The sequence below is a fragment of the Sphingomonas sp. P4_G2 genome (assembly GCF_056401155.1).
This window is the reverse complement of the sequence record NZ_JBFUJY010000002.1, coordinates 349,496-364,189: the sequence shown is the minus strand read 5'-3', so window position 1 is coordinate 364,189 and position 14,694 is coordinate 349,496. Positions and strand designations below refer to the sequence as shown.

15 protein-coding genes and 2 tRNA genes are annotated in these 14,694 nt (G+C 64.9%); 7 read left to right on the top strand and 10 right to left on the bottom strand.

Annotated elements, in window-relative coordinates; translation table 11 throughout:
* The first annotated feature begins 12 nt into the window (after window positions 1-12).
* A complete protein-coding gene (locus AC1DRD_RS07200) occupies window positions 13-690 on the top strand; it encodes an META domain-containing protein (protein ID WP_478030061.1) in 678 nt (225 codons plus the stop codon).
* A 70-nt stretch (window positions 691-760) separates the two neighbouring features.
* On the opposite strand, the gene AC1DRD_RS07195 is transcribed toward AC1DRD_RS07200, so the two are convergent.
* Together AC1DRD_RS07195 and AC1DRD_RS07190 are read right to left on the bottom strand one after the other, a co-directional pair.
* Entirely contained in the window at window positions 761-1,453 is a 693-nt protein-coding gene (locus AC1DRD_RS07195) for a tetratricopeptide repeat protein (protein ID WP_478030060.1), read from the bottom strand.
* 27 nt (window positions 1,454-1,480) lie between these two features.
* Window positions 1,481-2,836 carry a DNA recombination protein RmuC gene (locus AC1DRD_RS07190; protein ID WP_478040864.1) on the bottom strand — a complete coding sequence of 452 codons (1,356 nt, stop codon included), beginning with the start codon at window positions 2,834-2,836 and terminating at the stop codon, window positions 1,481-1,483.
* A 120-nt stretch (window positions 2,837-2,956) separates the two neighbouring features.
* Between AC1DRD_RS07190 and AC1DRD_RS07185 the strand changes: the two genes are divergently transcribed.
* Window positions 2,957-4,621: a formate--tetrahydrofolate ligase gene (locus tag AC1DRD_RS07185; protein WP_478040863.1), complete on the top strand. Its 1,665-nt coding sequence runs from the start codon at window positions 2,957-2,959 to the stop codon at window positions 4,619-4,621.
* 51 nt (window positions 4,622-4,672) lie between these two features.
* Here AC1DRD_RS07185 and AC1DRD_RS07180 read toward each other — a convergent pair whose 3' ends face one another.
* Genes AC1DRD_RS07180 through AC1DRD_RS07165 form a run of 4 tightly spaced genes read right to left on the bottom strand, consistent with a single transcriptional unit; the run spans window position 4,673 to window position 6,607 of the window.
* Window positions 4,673-4,963, bottom strand: a complete 291-nt coding sequence (locus tag AC1DRD_RS07180) for a GIY-YIG nuclease family protein (protein ID WP_478040862.1) — start codon at window positions 4,961-4,963, stop codon at window positions 4,673-4,675.
* 53 nt (window positions 4,964-5,016) lie between these two features.
* Window positions 5,017-5,370, bottom strand: a complete 354-nt coding sequence (locus AC1DRD_RS07175) for a GFA family protein (protein ID WP_478040861.1) — start codon at window positions 5,368-5,370, stop codon at window positions 5,017-5,019.
* Window positions 5,367-5,891 carry a peptide deformylase gene (gene def / locus AC1DRD_RS07170; protein WP_478040860.1) on the bottom strand — a complete coding sequence of 175 codons (525 nt, stop codon included), beginning with the start codon at window positions 5,889-5,891 and terminating at the stop codon, window positions 5,367-5,369. Before def ends, AC1DRD_RS07175 begins: the two co-directional genes overlap by 4 nt.
* A 53-nt stretch (window positions 5,892-5,944) precedes the next feature.
* Window positions 5,945-6,607: a DUF3108 domain-containing protein gene (locus AC1DRD_RS07165; protein ID WP_478040859.1), complete on the bottom strand. Its 663-nt coding sequence runs from the start codon at window positions 6,605-6,607 to the stop codon at window positions 5,945-5,947.
* Window positions 6,608-6,841: 234 nt separating this feature from the next.
* Here AC1DRD_RS07165 and AC1DRD_RS07160 point away from each other — a divergent pair, with 234 nt between their 5' ends.
* On the top strand, window positions 6,842-7,120 hold the full coding sequence (locus AC1DRD_RS07160) for an acylphosphatase (protein ID WP_245656946.1): 279 nt from the start codon (window positions 6,842-6,844) through the stop codon (window positions 7,118-7,120).
* On the opposite strand, the gene AC1DRD_RS07155 is transcribed toward AC1DRD_RS07160, so the two are convergent.
* Window positions 7,117-7,743: a DUF4304 domain-containing protein gene (locus AC1DRD_RS07155; RefSeq protein WP_478040858.1), complete on the bottom strand. Its 627-nt coding sequence runs from the start codon at window positions 7,741-7,743 to the stop codon at window positions 7,117-7,119. The genes AC1DRD_RS07160 and AC1DRD_RS07155 overlap by 4 nt on opposite strands.
* Window positions 7,744-7,747: 4 nt before the next feature.
* Window positions 7,748-9,427, bottom strand: a complete 1,680-nt coding sequence (ettA, locus tag AC1DRD_RS07150; RefSeq protein ID WP_478030053.1) for an energy-dependent translational throttle protein EttA — start codon at window positions 9,425-9,427, stop codon at window positions 7,748-7,750.
* Window positions 9,428-9,607: 180 nt separating this feature from the next.
* Here ettA and AC1DRD_RS07145 point away from each other — a divergent pair, with 180 nt between their 5' ends.
* The 4 genes from AC1DRD_RS07145 to AC1DRD_RS07130 all read left to right on the top strand — a co-directional run bounded on the left by AC1DRD_RS07145 (window position 9,608) and on the right by AC1DRD_RS07130 (window position 12,009).
* Window positions 9,608-11,020, top strand: coding sequence for a M20/M25/M40 family metallo-hydrolase (locus tag AC1DRD_RS07145; protein ID WP_478040857.1), 1,413 nt, complete (start codon window positions 9,608-9,610; stop codon window positions 11,018-11,020).
* A 152-nt stretch (window positions 11,021-11,172) separates the two neighbouring features.
* Entirely contained in the window at window positions 11,173-11,433 is a 261-nt protein-coding gene (locus tag AC1DRD_RS07140; RefSeq protein ID WP_478030051.1) for a hypothetical protein, read from the top strand.
* A gap of 163 nt (window positions 11,434-11,596) precedes the next feature.
* Window positions 11,597-11,673: transfer RNA gene (locus AC1DRD_RS07135), tRNA-Pro, on the top strand.
* A 259-nt stretch (window positions 11,674-11,932) separates the two neighbouring features.
* Window positions 11,933-12,009, top strand: a tRNA-Ile gene (locus AC1DRD_RS07130).
* On the opposite strand, the gene AC1DRD_RS07125 is transcribed toward AC1DRD_RS07130, so the two are convergent.
* Both AC1DRD_RS07125 and AC1DRD_RS07120 read right to left on the bottom strand, forming a co-directional pair.
* A complete protein-coding gene (locus AC1DRD_RS07125; RefSeq protein WP_478040856.1) occupies window positions 11,975-12,991 on the bottom strand; it encodes a polysaccharide deacetylase family protein in 1,017 nt (338 codons plus the stop codon). The two genes, AC1DRD_RS07130 and AC1DRD_RS07125, sit on opposite strands and share 35 nt — an antisense overlap.
* A 1-nt stretch (window position 12,992) precedes the next feature.
* Complete coding sequence (locus AC1DRD_RS07120) at window positions 12,993-14,684, bottom strand: sensor histidine kinase (protein ID WP_478040855.1); 1,692 nt, start codon at window positions 14,682-14,684, stop codon at window positions 12,993-12,995.
* Between the last annotated feature and the right edge of the window lie 10 nt (window positions 14,685-14,694).

Sequence of the window (14,694 nt, the reverse complement as noted above, 5' to 3'; positions counted from 1 at the left end):
AGGAGAGATGCCATGAAGCTCGCCGCGACCCTCGCCCTCCCCGCGCTGTTCCTCGCTTTGCCCGCCTCGGCCAGGACCGAGACCTATCGCGCGGTCGGCACCGAACCCGGCTGGACGCTGACCATCGAACGCGGCTGGATCAATTATGCCGGCGATTATGGAAAGACGCGGATTCGGGTCAAGGCGCCCACGGCGCGGCCCAGTTTCAATGGACGGCGCTATGTCACGCGGCGGATCGTCGTCGATATTACCCGCGCGCCGTGCAGCGACGGGATGAGCGACCGCAAATTTCCCGATCGTGTCACCGTCACGACCGGCCGGCGCAGCGTCAAGGGCTGTGGCGGCGATCCCGTGCTGGACGCCGCCGCGCTCGACGGATCGCACTGGACGATTGCCAGCATCGACGGACGCCCGGTCCGCACCGCCCGTGCGACCGAGATACGCTTCGAGGGCGACCGCATCACCGGGAACGCCGGCTGCAACAGCTTTGGCGGCGCCTATCGCATCGATCGTGGCAGTCTGAGCGCAAGCCGGGTGATCTCGACCAAGATGGCGTGTCCGGGGCCGGGCATGGAGGTCGAAGGCAAGTTCCTGTCGATCATCGCCGGCCCAGCGCGCGTCGCGCTGCGCGACCGAACGCTCACTTTGTCGAGCGCCAAAGGCAACGCCACGCTGACCCGTATCGACTGAACGGCCTCGGACTGTAGCGATCACCCGAGCCCCCGTTCATATCGCCGGAGACGCAGTCAGGCGAACGGCATCACGTCGTTTTCTTGCGCTGCTCCTTGATATACTCGATCTCGCGCAGCGACTTTGGCTCATCCGGGGTGATCGCCAGGCATTTGCGATAGGCGGCTTCGGCGTCGTCGAGCCGCCCGAGTTCGACGAGGTCGTAACCGATTCCGCGGAACGACACGCACCGCTCGTAATCGCGCCGCTTGGGAGTGAAAGTCGCCGCAGCTTCGGCGTTTCTATAAGTGTCGATCGAGTGCTGCCATTCTTTCTTCTTCAGAAGAACATAGCCTAACTCATTGAGATACCGAGCGTGTTTCGGAGCAAAAGTCACCAATCTCTCGAACGCCGATTGGGCATCGTCGAGCCGCTCGAGATCGACCAACGCGAACGCTTTGACATATAACGCCTCGCACCACACCACCGTCACGAGTCGAACATTGTCCGCCCCGCCATCGGCGGTGGTCAGATAATAGCCGTCCTGTTCGGCTGTCTGCGAACAGAAGATATGGCGCTTCTCGCCCGAAAATTCCTTGTCGAATGACGCGACGACCGGCTCGACCGTGGCCAAGGCTCGCGCCGGATCACCGGCCTGGATCGCGGAGAAAGCCTGGCTGATTGTCGCCTCGGCGGCGGAGTCACGGTCTTTATCCTGCCCCGCGGCGGCCATTGGCACCGCCGTCAGCATCGCGGCAATCAGCAATCCGACCATTTTCGTCATCGACCCGCTCCCCAACAGGCACGAGGATCATCCCTCCGACGAACGATCCCCTATCTCACCGACCGACGCAAGCTTCACCAGCGGGCGCGGCGATTGCTCGACCATCGGCGGCGACTCGATTGCCCGCCCGCCGGTGTCGATATTGAAATCCTCGAACCGCTTGGCTTGGGTCAGCACTTGCGTCTCGAGGCTGCCGACGAACGCATTATAGGCATCGTTGGCGAGCCCGATATTGCGTCCCAACCGCGCTACATGGCTGCCCATCACCGACAGGCGGGCATAGAGTTCCTTACCCAGCTCGGCGATCTGCCGCGCCTCCCCGGCCAATTTCTCCTGCCGCCAGACCGCGGCGACGGTGCGCGCGATCGCGATGAGGTTGGTCGGCGTCGCTAGCAGGACGCGGCGGTCGAACGCGAAATCCCACAGGGTCGGGTCCTGCTCGAGCGCCGCGGACAGGAAATGCTCCCCCGGCACGAACATAATCACGTAATCGGGCGCGTCGTCGAATTGCGTCCAATAGGCCTTGGCGCCGAGCGCCTGGACGTGCGCCCGCATCGACGCCGCGTGGCGCACCAGCCCGGCGGCGCGTTCAGTGTCATCGATCGCGCCGAACGCGTCCTGATAATCGTTGAGCGACACCTTGGCGTCGATCACCAGTGCGTTGCCGCCCGGCACGCGAATGATGACGTCGGGCCTGAGCCGCCCGCCCTCGCCATCGTCGACGCTGACTTCCGCCTGGAAATCGGCATGCTCGCTCAACCCGCACGTCTCGAGCACGTTGCGCAATTGCTGCTCGCCCCAGCGCCCGCGCGCCTTGGGCGCGTTACGCAGCGCATTGACCAGCTTGGACGCTTCCGAGCGTACCGATTCCTGCCCGACGCGCATTGCTTCGATCTGGCCGTGAAGCGTACCGAACGCATCGCGGCGATCGGCCTCAACCTTGGCCACGCCTTCTTCGTAGCGCTGCAGGCGTTCGTGGACAGGCTGGAGCAAGGCGCGGAGATGTTGGCCGCTGGTCGCTTCCGATTCCTTGAACCGCTCGTCGGCGCGCTGAAGGAATTTGGTCTGGGCGTCGTCGAACAGCCGCTGCCCGACCTCGGCGAATTGCGCCGCCAGCGCTTCTTTGGCAGCGACGATTTCGACCAGCCGCGCCTCGAACGCCAGCTCACGCTCGCGCGAGGCCGCCTGATGCGCGTCGAGCGCGCGCATCGTCGTGTCGCGCTCGGCCGTCACGGCGAGCAACTGCTGGCGCGTCATGTCATGCTGATCGGCATGCACCTTGGCGGCCGCCAGTTCGGCCACGCCACGGCGTGACGCCACCAGCCAGCCGATCACCAACCCGACGACGAGCGCACCCAGCGCGGCAATCACCAATTCAACCACAATTCACCCGCGACACTCGATCATCGCAGGAACATAGATCGAACAGCCCAGCTAGGACAGTCCCAATTTCATTACGGACGCGGGGTGACGACGGGCGTGCGGGGCGGCTAAGAAGCCATCATGCTCTCCGATATCGAGATTTCGCGGGCCGCGACCCTTCATCCCATCCAGCAGATCGCCGACAAAGCAGGCATCCCGGTCGACGCGGTCGAACCCTATGGCAAATACAAGGCCAAACTGATCCGCGAGCACCTCCCCGTCCCGCGCGACCTCGGCAAATTGATCCTGGTCACCGCGATCAGTCCGACGCCTGCCGGTGAGGGCAAGTCGACCACCTCGGTCGGGCTCGCCGACGCGCTCAACCGGATCGGCAAGAAGACGATGCTGGCGTTGCGCGAGCCGAGCCTGGGGCCGTGTTTCGGGACCAAGGGTGGCGCGACCGGCGGCGGCTATGCCCAAGTGGTGCCGATGGAGGACATCAACCTTCATTTTACCGGCGATTTCCACGCCATCACCAGCGCGCACAATCTGCTCGCGGCGATGATCGACAACCATGTGCATTGGGGCAATGCGCTCGATATCGACGTGCGCCGGATCGTCTGGCGGCGCGTGCTCGACATGAACGACCGCGCGTTGCGCGACATCGCGCAATCGCTGGGCGGCGTCGCCAACGGTTTCCCGCGCGAGAGCGGGTTCGACATCACGGTCGCCAGCGAAGTGATGGCGATCCTGTGCCTGGCGGAGGACCTGGAGGATTTGGAAGTACGGCTCGGCCGGATCGTCGTCGCCTATACGCGCGATCGCCAGCCGGTCACCGCGCGCGATCTCAAGGCGGACGGCGCCATGGCGGTGCTGCTCGCCGAGGCGATCAAGCCCAATCTGGTCCAGACGCTGGAGGGCAATCCGGCGCTGATCCATGGCGGCCCCTTCGCCAATATCGCACATGGCTGCAATTCGGTGATCGCGACCAACACCGCGCTTGGCCTGGCCGATTATGTCGTGACCGAAGCCGGGTTCGGCGCCGATCTGGGCGCCGAGAAGTTCTTCGACATCAAATGCCGCCAGGCGGACCTCAAACCCTCCGCAGCGGTGGTCGTCGCGACGATCCGGGCGCTCAAGATGAATGGCGGGGTCGCCAAGGCAGATCTCGGCACCCCCGACCCCGATGCTGTGAGGCTTGGCGGGGTCAATCTCGCGCGGCACCTGGAGAATGTCCGTCAATTCGGTGTCCCTGTGGTCGTCGCGATCAACCGCTTCGACAGCGATACCGAGGATGAAATGCGCGTCGTGCGCGAGATCGCGGCTGCCAACGGTTGCGACGCCATCGTCTGCACGCATTGGGCCGACGGCAGCGCGGGCACCGAGGCGCTGGCGCATCACGTCGCCGCGCTGGCCGATGGCGGTGGCGCGCAATTCGCGCCGCTGTACGACGATACGATGCCGCTATTCGACAAGATCAACACTGTCGCGACGCGCCTCTATCGCGCCGAGCACGCCACCGCCGAGCCGAGCGTGCTGGCGCAGCTGAAACGCTGGGAGGATGCGGGTTACGGGCACCTTCCCGTCTGCATGGCGAAGACGCAGTACAGCTTCTCCACCGACCCGGCGAAACTGGGCGCGCCGGTCGGCCATATCGTCCCGGTGCGCGAAGTGCGGCTGGCCGCCGGCGCCGGGTTCGTCGTCGCGATCTGCGGCGAGATCATGACCATGCCGGGATTGCCGCGCGTGCCGGCGGCGGAAGGCATCAGGATCGGGCCGGCTGGGGAAATAGAGGGGTTGTTTTAATCGATCCCGCCTCAACTACGTCACCCCAGCGAAAGCTGGGGTCTCAGGCGATCACGCGATCCGGTCGAACAAGTCCTCCCACTCCGGATTAACGCTCTCGATCAACTCGATTTTCCAAGTCCGTTTCCACGCCTTCAGCGCCTTCTCGCGGGCGATTGCGTATTCGATTTCATCATGCGGTTCGGCCAAGACCAAAATCTTGATGGCATAGCGCCGGCAGCACGCCGATCCGACGTCCCGGCGATGCTGATCAACGCGTTCCGCCAAATAGGCCGTTACGCCAATGTAGAGCATCCCTCTCGGCTTGCTCGCCATGATGTAGGTCCAGCCGCCCTTCGCCATAACGTTAGGCTAGCCGATGCGGCTTGAGATGCCAGCTTTCGCTGGCATGACGGTCAGGCCGGATACTTCCCATCGAACGGCACGATCGTCGCGGTCAGGCCATGGTCCTCATCCAGACACCGCCAATTGACGCTGATCGCATCGGGGTGCGAGCGGGGACGGTAGAAGCTCTTGATCCCGCAATGCTGACAGAACAGGTGCCGCGCCCGGCCCGAGCCGAAGCGATACAGCACGACGTCGCCACGCCCTTCAGTCTGGCGGAAGCGAGCATCGGGCACGATCAGATGGAGATAGCCGGTCATCCGGCAAATCGAGCAATCACAATCGAGCAGTTCGACCTCAGGGCGTTCGAGCCGCAACTCGAAACGGACATGGCCGCAATGACAGCCGCCTTCGACGGTGATCAAGCCGCCTTCCGCGCCTTGGCCAGCTTCTTCATGATCATGTCGCGCTTGAGCCGTGAGATATGGTCGGTGAACAGCACGCCGTTCAAATGGTCGATCTCGTGCTGGATGCACGTCGCCATCAGGCCGTCCATCTCTTCCTCGTGCGCCTTGCCGTCGCCGTCGAGCCACTTCACGCGGCATCGTGCGGGACGTGCAACCTCGGCATATTGCTCGGGGATCGACAGGCAGCCTTCGTTATAGACCGCCATTTCCTCGCTGACCCAGAGCAGTTCGGGGTTCACGAACGCGGCCGGCTTGCGCACGGGCTCGCCGCCTTCCTCCTCGGGCTCCTGCAGGTCGATGACGACCAGACGCTTTTCGATCCCCACCTGGGTCGCGGCGAGACCGATGCCGCGCGCGGCGTACATCGTTTCGAACATGTCGGCGAGCGTGGCGCGGATCGAAGCGTCGACCTCGCTGACGGGTGCGGCAACGGCGCGCAGGCCGGGATCGGGTACTTCGAGAATGGTAAGGACAGTCATGGTGCGTCAGCTATGAAAGCGCCGCTGGCGCGTCAAGCGTGGTTCCGGCTTTCTCACCGGATCAACCCCGAACAATCGCCGCCCAGGACCGAGCGCACGCCGCTCACATCGACCGCCAGGAGCCGACGATCGGCTTTCGCGACCAGGAAAGTGATCGTCATGTCCGATCGCGTGCTGGCTTCGATTTCCCAGGCGGGTATCGGGCCGCGACCGAATCCCCCTGCCAAAATGGAACGCCGGACATCGATCCTGGTCACGCCGGGTCCGCGACCGAAATGGAACACGGGCAGGTCGAAATGCACACCCTCGGCCAGCGGCAGCGCGGCCAGGACGAATTCGATCGTTTCCTCATCCCAAATCGGCCCGGGCAGTGGAACTTCACTCGTTTGGCGTCGTCCGTCCCCGCCGGTGACTGTCGCGCGCGCTTCGCCGTCGCGATAGCGTACCGACAAGTCGGTCTTGCTGTCGGTCTCCTCGATCGTACGGATTGGCCGCAAGCTGGGGAATGCCACGTCGATCCGGCTGGTCAGCAGCGGACCTTCGTTGAAGCGCGAGATGATCGTGATCGCCAGCCGCTTGTCGTCAATGCGCTCGACACGGCGCAGGACATTGCCCGCGGATTTACCCTGCTCCGGCGCAGGGACCGCGTAGCAAGCGTCACCAACCGGCAGCAGCGCACCGTCGATCGGCGGCAGGCTTTCCGTGGTCGTGGCCATGGCCACCGCCCAGCTCAGCAAGACCGGGATGATCGGCACATATCCTCCTGATTTCGTCCTGTGTTCCTAGCTACCTCTTTCGGTTCGGCGCAAATTAGCGGCAGTCGTCGCCGGATCGCCCCGCTGATACGCCGGGCTGCGGATCAAACCGCTACGGTTCGGTACACCCGGTGCTAGTCTCGGCGCGATTAGTGGGGATCAACCCCGCGGTCGCGTCAAAAGGGTTGTAAGTTTATGGGGATAATGCAGCGGGTCGTGGTGTCGGGTAAAGTGCACCAGGTCGGCTTCAGGGATTTTACCATCCGCAAGGCGCAGTCCTTGGGGGTCACCGGCTGGGTGCGCAACCGCAACGACGGCACGGTCGAGATATTGGCGTCCGGGGAGGAGGATGCGGTCGCCTCGCTGGTCGAGGCATGCCGCGCCGGCCCGCCATTGGCGCGGGTCGACCATGTCGAAGCCTATGTCGAAGCGGGCCAGCCGGTGAAAGGGTTCACGAAGAGGTTCACGGCCTAGCGAGCACGTTCGATCAAATCCGTCATTTCCTTGGCGAGCCCGATCGCACGGCCGGCTTCTCTGCGCGCTATTTCGGCGAACTTGACCGCTTCCGGCCTGTCCCCTTGCTTTTCTCTAAGAAGAGCGAGTGCACGGGCTGTTCGGGTAAGATTGTTTCGAAAGCCCGAAAAGCGTTCTTCTGTCTCGGAAAACTCGGCAGCCGAGATGTTTAGGATCGGCGCATCGGGGCCTGTCTGTTGCTCGAACGCATGGACTCCGATCGTGGAGAAGACTGTCGCAGCTGCCTTAGCAGCTCCGCGGGTCGATGATGCCGATGTCGAATAGTCCCACCACTGATCGCAGTCGTTTTCCGACAGACGTTGCCGGAAATCACAGCGATATTCCCTTAGCTTCCTTGGATCTTCCTCGAGGAGAAGCAGCGGCTGGATACCCAGATTTACGGCAAACCTCCCGCCGCTCATCGATCCTTGAACGTTCACCACAAGAGCAAATGCGTCGGTGGTACGCCAGAAGTTACGACCCGAACCCTTGAATCCGGCATCGCGGATTACTGGTGCAAAGTAGTCACGCAGCGCGTCATCGATGGAATATTCTTCAGGAGGAGACCTATGAGTCTCCTCCATCAAGCTAACGCGTGAGCTTTTTATAGGCCAATGCCGTAGGACGGTCTGCAGCATCCCCAAGACGACGTCTTTTGTCTTCCTCATACGATTCGAAATTGCCCTCGAACCATTCGACATGGCTGTTGCCCTCGAATGCCAGGATATGCGTCGCCAGGCGATCGAGGAAGAAGCGGTCGTGGCTGATGACCACGGCGCAGCCGGCGAAATTCTCGATCGCTTCCTCGAGCGCGCCCAAGGTCTCGACGTCGAGGTCGTTGGTCGGCTCGTCGAGCAGCAGCACGTTGCCGCCACGCTTGAGCATCTTGGCGATGTTGACGCGGTTGCGCTCACCACCCGACAGCTTGCCGACATTCTTCTGCTGGTCGGCGCCCTTGAAGTTGAACGCGCCGACATAGGCCCGGGTCGACTGATCGAAGCCGTTGACCTTCATCGAATCGAGCCCGTCGGAGATTTCCTCCCAGACATTCTTCTTGTCGTCTAGGTGATCGCGGCTCTGATCGACATAGCCTAGGCGGACGGTAGTGCCGATATCGATCTTGCCGGCGTCGGGCTGTTCCGCCCCGGTGATGAGCTTGAACAAGGTCGACTTGCCCGCGCCGTTGGGCCCGATCACACCGACGATGCCGCCGGCCGGCAGCGTGAACGACAGGTTCTCGAACAGCAATTTGTCGCCATAGGATTTCGAGAGATTCTCGACCTCGATCACTTTGCCGCCCAGCCGCTCGGGCACCTGGATGACGATCTGCGCCTTGCCGGGCGAGCGGTTCTGCTGCGCTTCGACCAGTTGCTCGAACTTGGCGATACGCGCCTTGGACTTGGTCTGGCGCGCCTTGGCGCCCTGCCGGATCCACTCCAGCTCGTCCTTGATCGCCTTCTGGCGCCCGGACTCCTCGCGCTCCTCCTGTGAGAGCCGCTTCGACTTCTTTTCGAGATAGGTCGAATAATTGCCCTCGTAGGGGAAGTATTTGCCGCGATCGATCTCGAGGATCCAGCCGACCACATTGTCGAGGAAATAGCGGTCGTGGGTGATCATCAGCACCGCGCCGGCATATTCCTTGAGGTGGTTTTCCAGCCACTCGACGCTTTCCGCATCGAGATGGTTGGTCGGTTCGTCGAGCAGCAGGATCGACGGCTTCTGGATCAGCAGCCGGGTCAGTGCGACGCGGCGCTTCTCACCGCCCGACAGGCTGGTCACCGGCGAGTCCGACGGCGGACAGCGCAAGGCTTCCATCGCCAGTTCGAGCTGGCTGTCGAGCGTCCAGCCGTCGACCGCGTCGATCTTGCCCTGGAGATCGCCCATCTCTTCCATCAGCGCGTCGAAATCGGTGTCGTCCTTGGGATCGCCCATTTCGGCCGAGATCGCGTTGAAGCGGTCGACCATGTCGGCCGTGGCGCGCGCGCCGTCCTTGACGTTCTCGAGTACCGACTTGTTCGGGTCGAGCTCGGGCTCCTGCGCGAGATAGCCGACGGTGATGTTCTCGCCCGGCCACGCCTCGCCCGAAAAGTCCTGGTCGATGCCGGCCATGATCTTCATCAGCGTCGACTTGCCGGCGCCGTTGGGGCCGACAATGCCGATCTTGGCGCCATGATAGAATTGCAGATTGATGTTGCTCAGCACCGGCTTCGGGGCGCCGGGGAAGGACTTGGTCATGTCCTTCATGACATATGCGTATTGGGCGGCCATGGCGGCGCGTTGCTCCGTGTTTTGAAATTGCCGGAAAAGTAGAGCGGCCAGATAGCGATTGGGTTGCCGATTGGAAAGCCCCGCTAGGCTTGCTCGGCGGAGCGTATCGGCTCTAAGCAACGGGTCCTCCCAGCGCCGTCCGGCGTCATGGGCGCTGTTCGTCGCAGGAGACCTGAACCTATGCGCATCCCGCTGATGCTGTCCGTCGCCACGCTTGCCCTTACCTTCCCCTCGATCGGCCTCGCGCAACGCAATGCGGCGCCCGAGCCCGCCAAGGTCGATCCCGCCGTCGCCATGGCGCGCGACGCCGCGCTCAAGGATCAGGTCGCCTGGGATATCGTCGAGGATCTGACGACCGAGGTCGGTCCGCGGCTGGCGGCGACCGAAGCCGAAGCGCGCGCGCGGGCCTGGGCCGTGATCCGCCTGAAGAAGCTCGGGTTCCAGAACGTCCATATCGAAACCTACAAGATGCCCGTCTGGGTGCGCGGCGCGGAGACGGCCGAGATTGTCGGCCCTTATCCGCAGAAGCTCGTCGTCGCGGCGCTCGGCCGATCAGGTGCGACTCCGCCGGAGGGCATTACCGCACCGGTCGTCTATTTCCCGACGCTCGGCGACCTGGTCGCTGCGCCCGACGGCAGCCTGAAGGGCAAGATCGCGTTCATCTCCAACCAGATGAAGGCGACGCAGGACGGCAGCGGCTATGGCGCTTATGGCGGCGCGCGCTTCATCGGTCCGAACATCGCCGCCAAGAAGGGCGCGGTCGCAACCGTCATCCGCTCGATCGGCAGCGACAAGGGCCGCTGGCCGCATACTGGCGGGACCAATTGGGCACCCGGCGTGACGCCGATCCCGGCGGGGGCGTTGTCGGTCGCCGACGCCGAGCAGCTCGAACGCATCTTCGCGCGCACGGACAAGGTGACGATGAAGCTGGTCCTCACCCCGCAGATGCTGCCCGACGCTGAATCGGGCAACGTCGTCGCCGAAGTGCCGGGTAGCGACCCCAAGGCCGGCACGATCCTGATCGGCGGCCATCTCGACAGCTGGGATCTCGCCACCGGCGCGATCGACGACGGCGCGGGTATCGCGATCACCGCCGCGGCGGCCAAGCGCCTGCTCGACGGTCCCCGCCCGCGCCGCACCATCCGCGTCGTGTGGTTCGGCGCCGAGGAACCCGGCGGGTTCGGTGGCGCGGCTTATGCCAAGGCGCATGCCGGCGAAAAATTCGCGATGGCGAGCGAATCCGATTTCGGCGCCGACAATGTCTGGCGGTTCAACACCAACCTGCCGGACAGCGCCAAGGCGGTCGGCGATCGGCTGGCGGCCGCCCTGGCGCCGCTTGGCATCGTCCGCGGCAAGGATGTCGCGGGTGGCGGGACCGATGTCGGCCCGGTGCTCGCGACCGGCGTTCCCGCGGTGACGCTCGCCCAATCGGGTCAGCGCTATTTCGACTGGCACCACACGCCCGAGGACACGCTCGACAAGATCGACCCGGAACAATTGCGCCAGAACGTTGCCGCCTGGACGACAATGCTGTCGATCGTCGCCAACGCGCCCGAGGAATTCGGGCCCGTAACGCCCAATACGAGCGAGTGAAACGCCCGCAGCGGCGAGTGCGGCTCGGCGCAAACCGGGAGTTGGGGCAATTTGGTCGTTGACCGCCACATTGTCGCCGTTATTCCTCTCGCTTCGCGAAGGGCAGATCGGCCCGGCTGCGAAACGACGGTAACCTTTTTGGGAGCACCCAGATGAAGAAGATCGCCATTGTTCTCGCCGCCGCGAGCCTGGTGTCCTTGGCGGCCTGCAAATCGCAGACCCCGGCTGCGGCGAATGCCGACGCGGTTGCGGACAATCTGGCGGCCGAAGCCGACAATCTCTCGGATCAGGCCAGCGACCTCACCAACAACACGGCCGCTGCCGCTGTCAGCAATGCGTCCGACAGCCTGAACAACGCGGCCGATTCGATCCGCGCCGAAGCGGCAAACGCCGCGGCCCCGGCCAAGAAGTAACTTCGCACCGTCGGGCCTGGCCCGCCGGCACGATAGAGGGGCGGCTCCTCCGGGAGCTGCCCCTTCTTCTTGCGTGCTCTCCAGACTGATCGTCGGCGGTCAAACGCGACGTGAACGAGCCGGGTTGCCGCCTGCATCAATGCCGCCTAGAGGACGCCCGCGTCGGGGAGTGGCGCAGCCTGGTAGCGCGTCTGCTTTGGGAGCAGAGGGTCGCAGGTTCGAATCCTGTCTCCCCGACCAGTTTTGTGGAATCAGCGGGCGTCCGGCGGACGCCCGCCCGCAAAACTCCCGAGTGCAACGGGGGGGGAAGTATTTTGCTGTCTGGGGTCGCATCGCTTTCTGCGGAAAACCGGTGCCCACTTTTCCGCGCGATGCTCCTGTCGCTTGCTAAATGACGACGCGGGAGTAAATCCCGCGTCGTCGGTCCTCGCTAACGCGAGGCCGGCCGGCGTTCGGCGTCTCGACACTAGCTCCGCTAGGGTCGTGCGCCTCACGGGTGGGGCCTGTAGCTCAACTGGTTAGAGCTGGCCGCTCATAACGGCTAGGTTGCGGGTTCAAGTCCTGCCGGGCCCACCAGCGCCGCTGCGATCACATCGTCCAGACCTGCCGCTTTGGCGCCGAGGCGATCGAGTTCGGCCAATACCTTGTCCCACCAATCCCAAAACGCCGCCAGATCCGCCTGATCCTTCACATAGGGCGTGTGCCCGGGAACGAGCGAGGGCGAGTGGAAAGCGAAGCTCAGCACGCGAACGCCCTCGCCGATCGCGACGCGGACTGCTTCCAATGCCTCACGCACCGGAATGCCCTCCGGAGTCAGCGGGATGCGCTGAAGCAGCCCGGATCGTGCCAGCACCGCCCTCCCCTTCGGAATGCGTCCTGCCGACCGATAGAGCGGCATCCCGCCCACGCGGGCCGCACCGGTGAAGACGGTCGTCAGCGGCAGCTCGACGATCCCGCCGACGCGAAAGGCATGGTTGCCGAGCGCGGAGAAATCGGGGCCGCCTTCCAACGCATAGTCGAAGCCGGGCCGCATCGAACTATCCAGACGATAGCCATGCGCCGCCAGCAGATCGAAACTTGCCGGCCCCAGCCCATAACGCCCGGCGCGATAGGCCATCGGGCGCGTTCCGAAGGCCGTCGTGATCGCTTCGGTCAGTGCCACCAGCTTCGCCTCTTCGAGCGCGCGCGGCAGGTTGCCGACGAAGCTATTGCCCGGCGTCAGCGCTTCGTCGAACGGCGGGTTGACCCAGGGATGAAGCTGCGTCCCCACCGCCGTACCGCCAGTCAGCAACGGCCCGATCAGGTCGATCGCGCGCGGATCGGTGGCGATCGGGTGGTCGACCATCAGCGCGAGCGGCACGCCGGCCGCCGCGAACTGGGCCTGCGCCGCAGGGAGCGCCGCCACGGTCGACACCGACCGGTTCTCGCGCGCGAGCGGCTTGCTCCAGTCGAATTCCTCTTCGGTGTCGACGAACACGACGAAGCGCGTGCCGAACGAGTCCGGCCACGCGACGAGGTCGCCGGCCGCCGGCGGTTGCGGACGGAACGCGCTGGTCACGTCAATTTGAAGAGAGCTGCCCCACGCCGTGATCCAACGCCGCCGGCAGGCGCAATGTCAAGCGCTGCTCGCCGATCTTGAGGCTGCCGCCAAGCTCGCCGGCCAGGTTGCGCGCCAGCCTGAGCCCGAACGCGGTGCCGAGCAACGTGCCTTCCTGATCCTCGCCTTCCAGCGACAGCACGGCTTCACCCGGCCATGCGGCAAAGGCGCGCGGGCGCTCGACAGCGATCCGCGCCTGACCGTCCTTCGACCATGCCCTGATCGCGATGCGTTCGCCGATCCCGCTGGCGCCGACCGCTAATGCCATCAACCGACTGATCAGACGCGCGACCGCGACCTCGTCGCCGGCGATAGCGAGCCCCGGCGCGCCGCCATCGATGTCGACCACCGATTGCCGCAGCAGCATCAACGGCTCGAGATCGCGTGCGGCCCGCGCGAGCAGCGGCGCCACCTCGACCACCCCGGGACGCAGGACCAGCGCGTCCTGTTCGATCCGGGCGGCGGTGTCGACATCGTCGATCGCGGCGATCAGGTCATGCGTATCATGACGAATCGCCGCGGCGCGTTCGCGATAGGCGTCGGGTGCCGGCCCGAGCACTTGCGCCTCGATCATCTCGGCAAAGCCCGAAATCGCATTGGTCGGCGTGCGCAATTCGTGGACCAAGGCGCGCAGCGCCTCGGGCGACGGACCGGTTTTGGGCATCGGTTCGGCGCGCTGGTCGGCGCGCGGTCGCCGCGCCACGCCGCGATAGCCGGTGAAGCGGCCGGTGGCCGGATCGAACGCCGGCGTCGCCGACACTTGCCATTGTCCGGCGGCTGGCGACGCACCGGCAATCACCAGGCGCGCATCCGCGAACGACGCGCGACGGCGGAACGCGCCGCTGACCACGCCATCGACCTGCGCCGAGCCGGTGCCGAGCAGCACGCCGATCAGCGGCTCGCGCGGCGCGCCGTCGACCCAGCGGATCGTCCCCGTGGCGTCGGTCTCGAAGCAGAAATGATCGATCGGCCCATCGCTGGCGATTGCTCGCGGCGGATGCCCCAGGCCGCCATGGTCGCGCTGATAGGCATCGATCCGGGCGACCAGATCGGCGATCTGAAACGGTCCTCTTGGCGCGGGCGCCGGGCTCGCATCATTGGCCGGTGCGCCCGCGGGCGTTTCGGCGCGCTGCGGCATCTCGCTGACGACCGGCCGATCCGGCACGATGCTGGCAACGGACGCGACCGCCTCGATCGCGGCTATCGTCGGCTCCGGCTCGTTATCGGGCCGCGGCAGCGCGAAATCCGACCGCCCGAAACTGTCGAGCGCGCGCACCGTCTCAGCGGGCAGATCGCGACGATGGCGCAACAACGAGCGCGAGGTCGGCGGCAGATCGGGCAGCATTGCGCGCCATTCCTCGCCGGTCAGCTGCGCCGCCGCGATCACCGGTGCCGCGACCGACGGCTCGTCCTCCGCGAACAGTCGGACGAGTTCCGCCGGTGGGTTGGCAAAGGCGAGGCTGCGCGCACTCGCCGCGCGGGTCCGCGTCGGGACCCGCGACCGTATCGCCCGCAATTGCTCGATCGCCTTCGCGTCGGGCGCCGCCCGGCGGCGGCCAATCAGATCGGTCAGCTGACGCCATGCCGATTGCGCGCCGAACGACGTTGCCATATCAGCGCCGAGCACGGTGTCGAGACTGTCGTCGAAGCGCAATGATCGCCCT

Excerpts from the sequence above, each read along its gene's own strand:
- AC1DRD_RS07200 (WP_478030061.1), top strand. The coding sequence starts at position 13 with ATGAAGCTCGCCGCGACCCTCGCCCTCCCCGCGCTGTTCCTCGCTTTG.
- AC1DRD_RS07195 (WP_478030060.1), bottom strand. The coding sequence starts at position 1,453 with ATGACGAAAATGGTCGGATTGCTGATTGCCGCGATGCTGACGGCGGTG.
- AC1DRD_RS07185 (WP_478040863.1), top strand. The coding sequence starts at position 2,957 with ATGCTCTCCGATATCGAGATTTCGCGGGCCGCGACCCTTCATCCCATC.
- AC1DRD_RS07180 (WP_478040862.1), bottom strand. The coding sequence starts at position 4,963 with ATGGCGAAGGGCGGCTGGACCTACATCATGGCGAGCAAGCCGAGAGGG.
- def (WP_478040860.1), bottom strand. The coding sequence starts at position 5,891 with ATGACTGTCCTTACCATTCTCGAAGTACCCGATCCCGGCCTGCGCGCC.
- AC1DRD_RS07165 (WP_478040859.1), bottom strand. The coding sequence starts at position 6,607 with ATGGCCACGACCACGGAAAGCCTGCCGCCGATCGACGGTGCGCTGCTG.
- AC1DRD_RS07160 (WP_245656946.1), top strand. The coding sequence starts at position 6,842 with ATGGGGATAATGCAGCGGGTCGTGGTGTCGGGTAAAGTGCACCAGGTC.
- AC1DRD_RS07155 (WP_478040858.1), bottom strand. The coding sequence starts at position 7,743 with ATGGAGGAGACTCATAGGTCTCCTCCTGAAGAATATTCCATCGATGAC.
- ettA (WP_478030053.1), bottom strand. The coding sequence starts at position 9,427 with ATGGCCGCCCAATACGCATATGTCATGAAGGACATGACCAAGTCCTTC.
- AC1DRD_RS07145 (WP_478040857.1), top strand. The coding sequence starts at position 9,608 with ATGCGCATCCCGCTGATGCTGTCCGTCGCCACGCTTGCCCTTACCTTC.
- AC1DRD_RS07140 (WP_478030051.1), top strand. The coding sequence starts at position 11,173 with ATGAAGAAGATCGCCATTGTTCTCGCCGCCGCGAGCCTGGTGTCCTTG.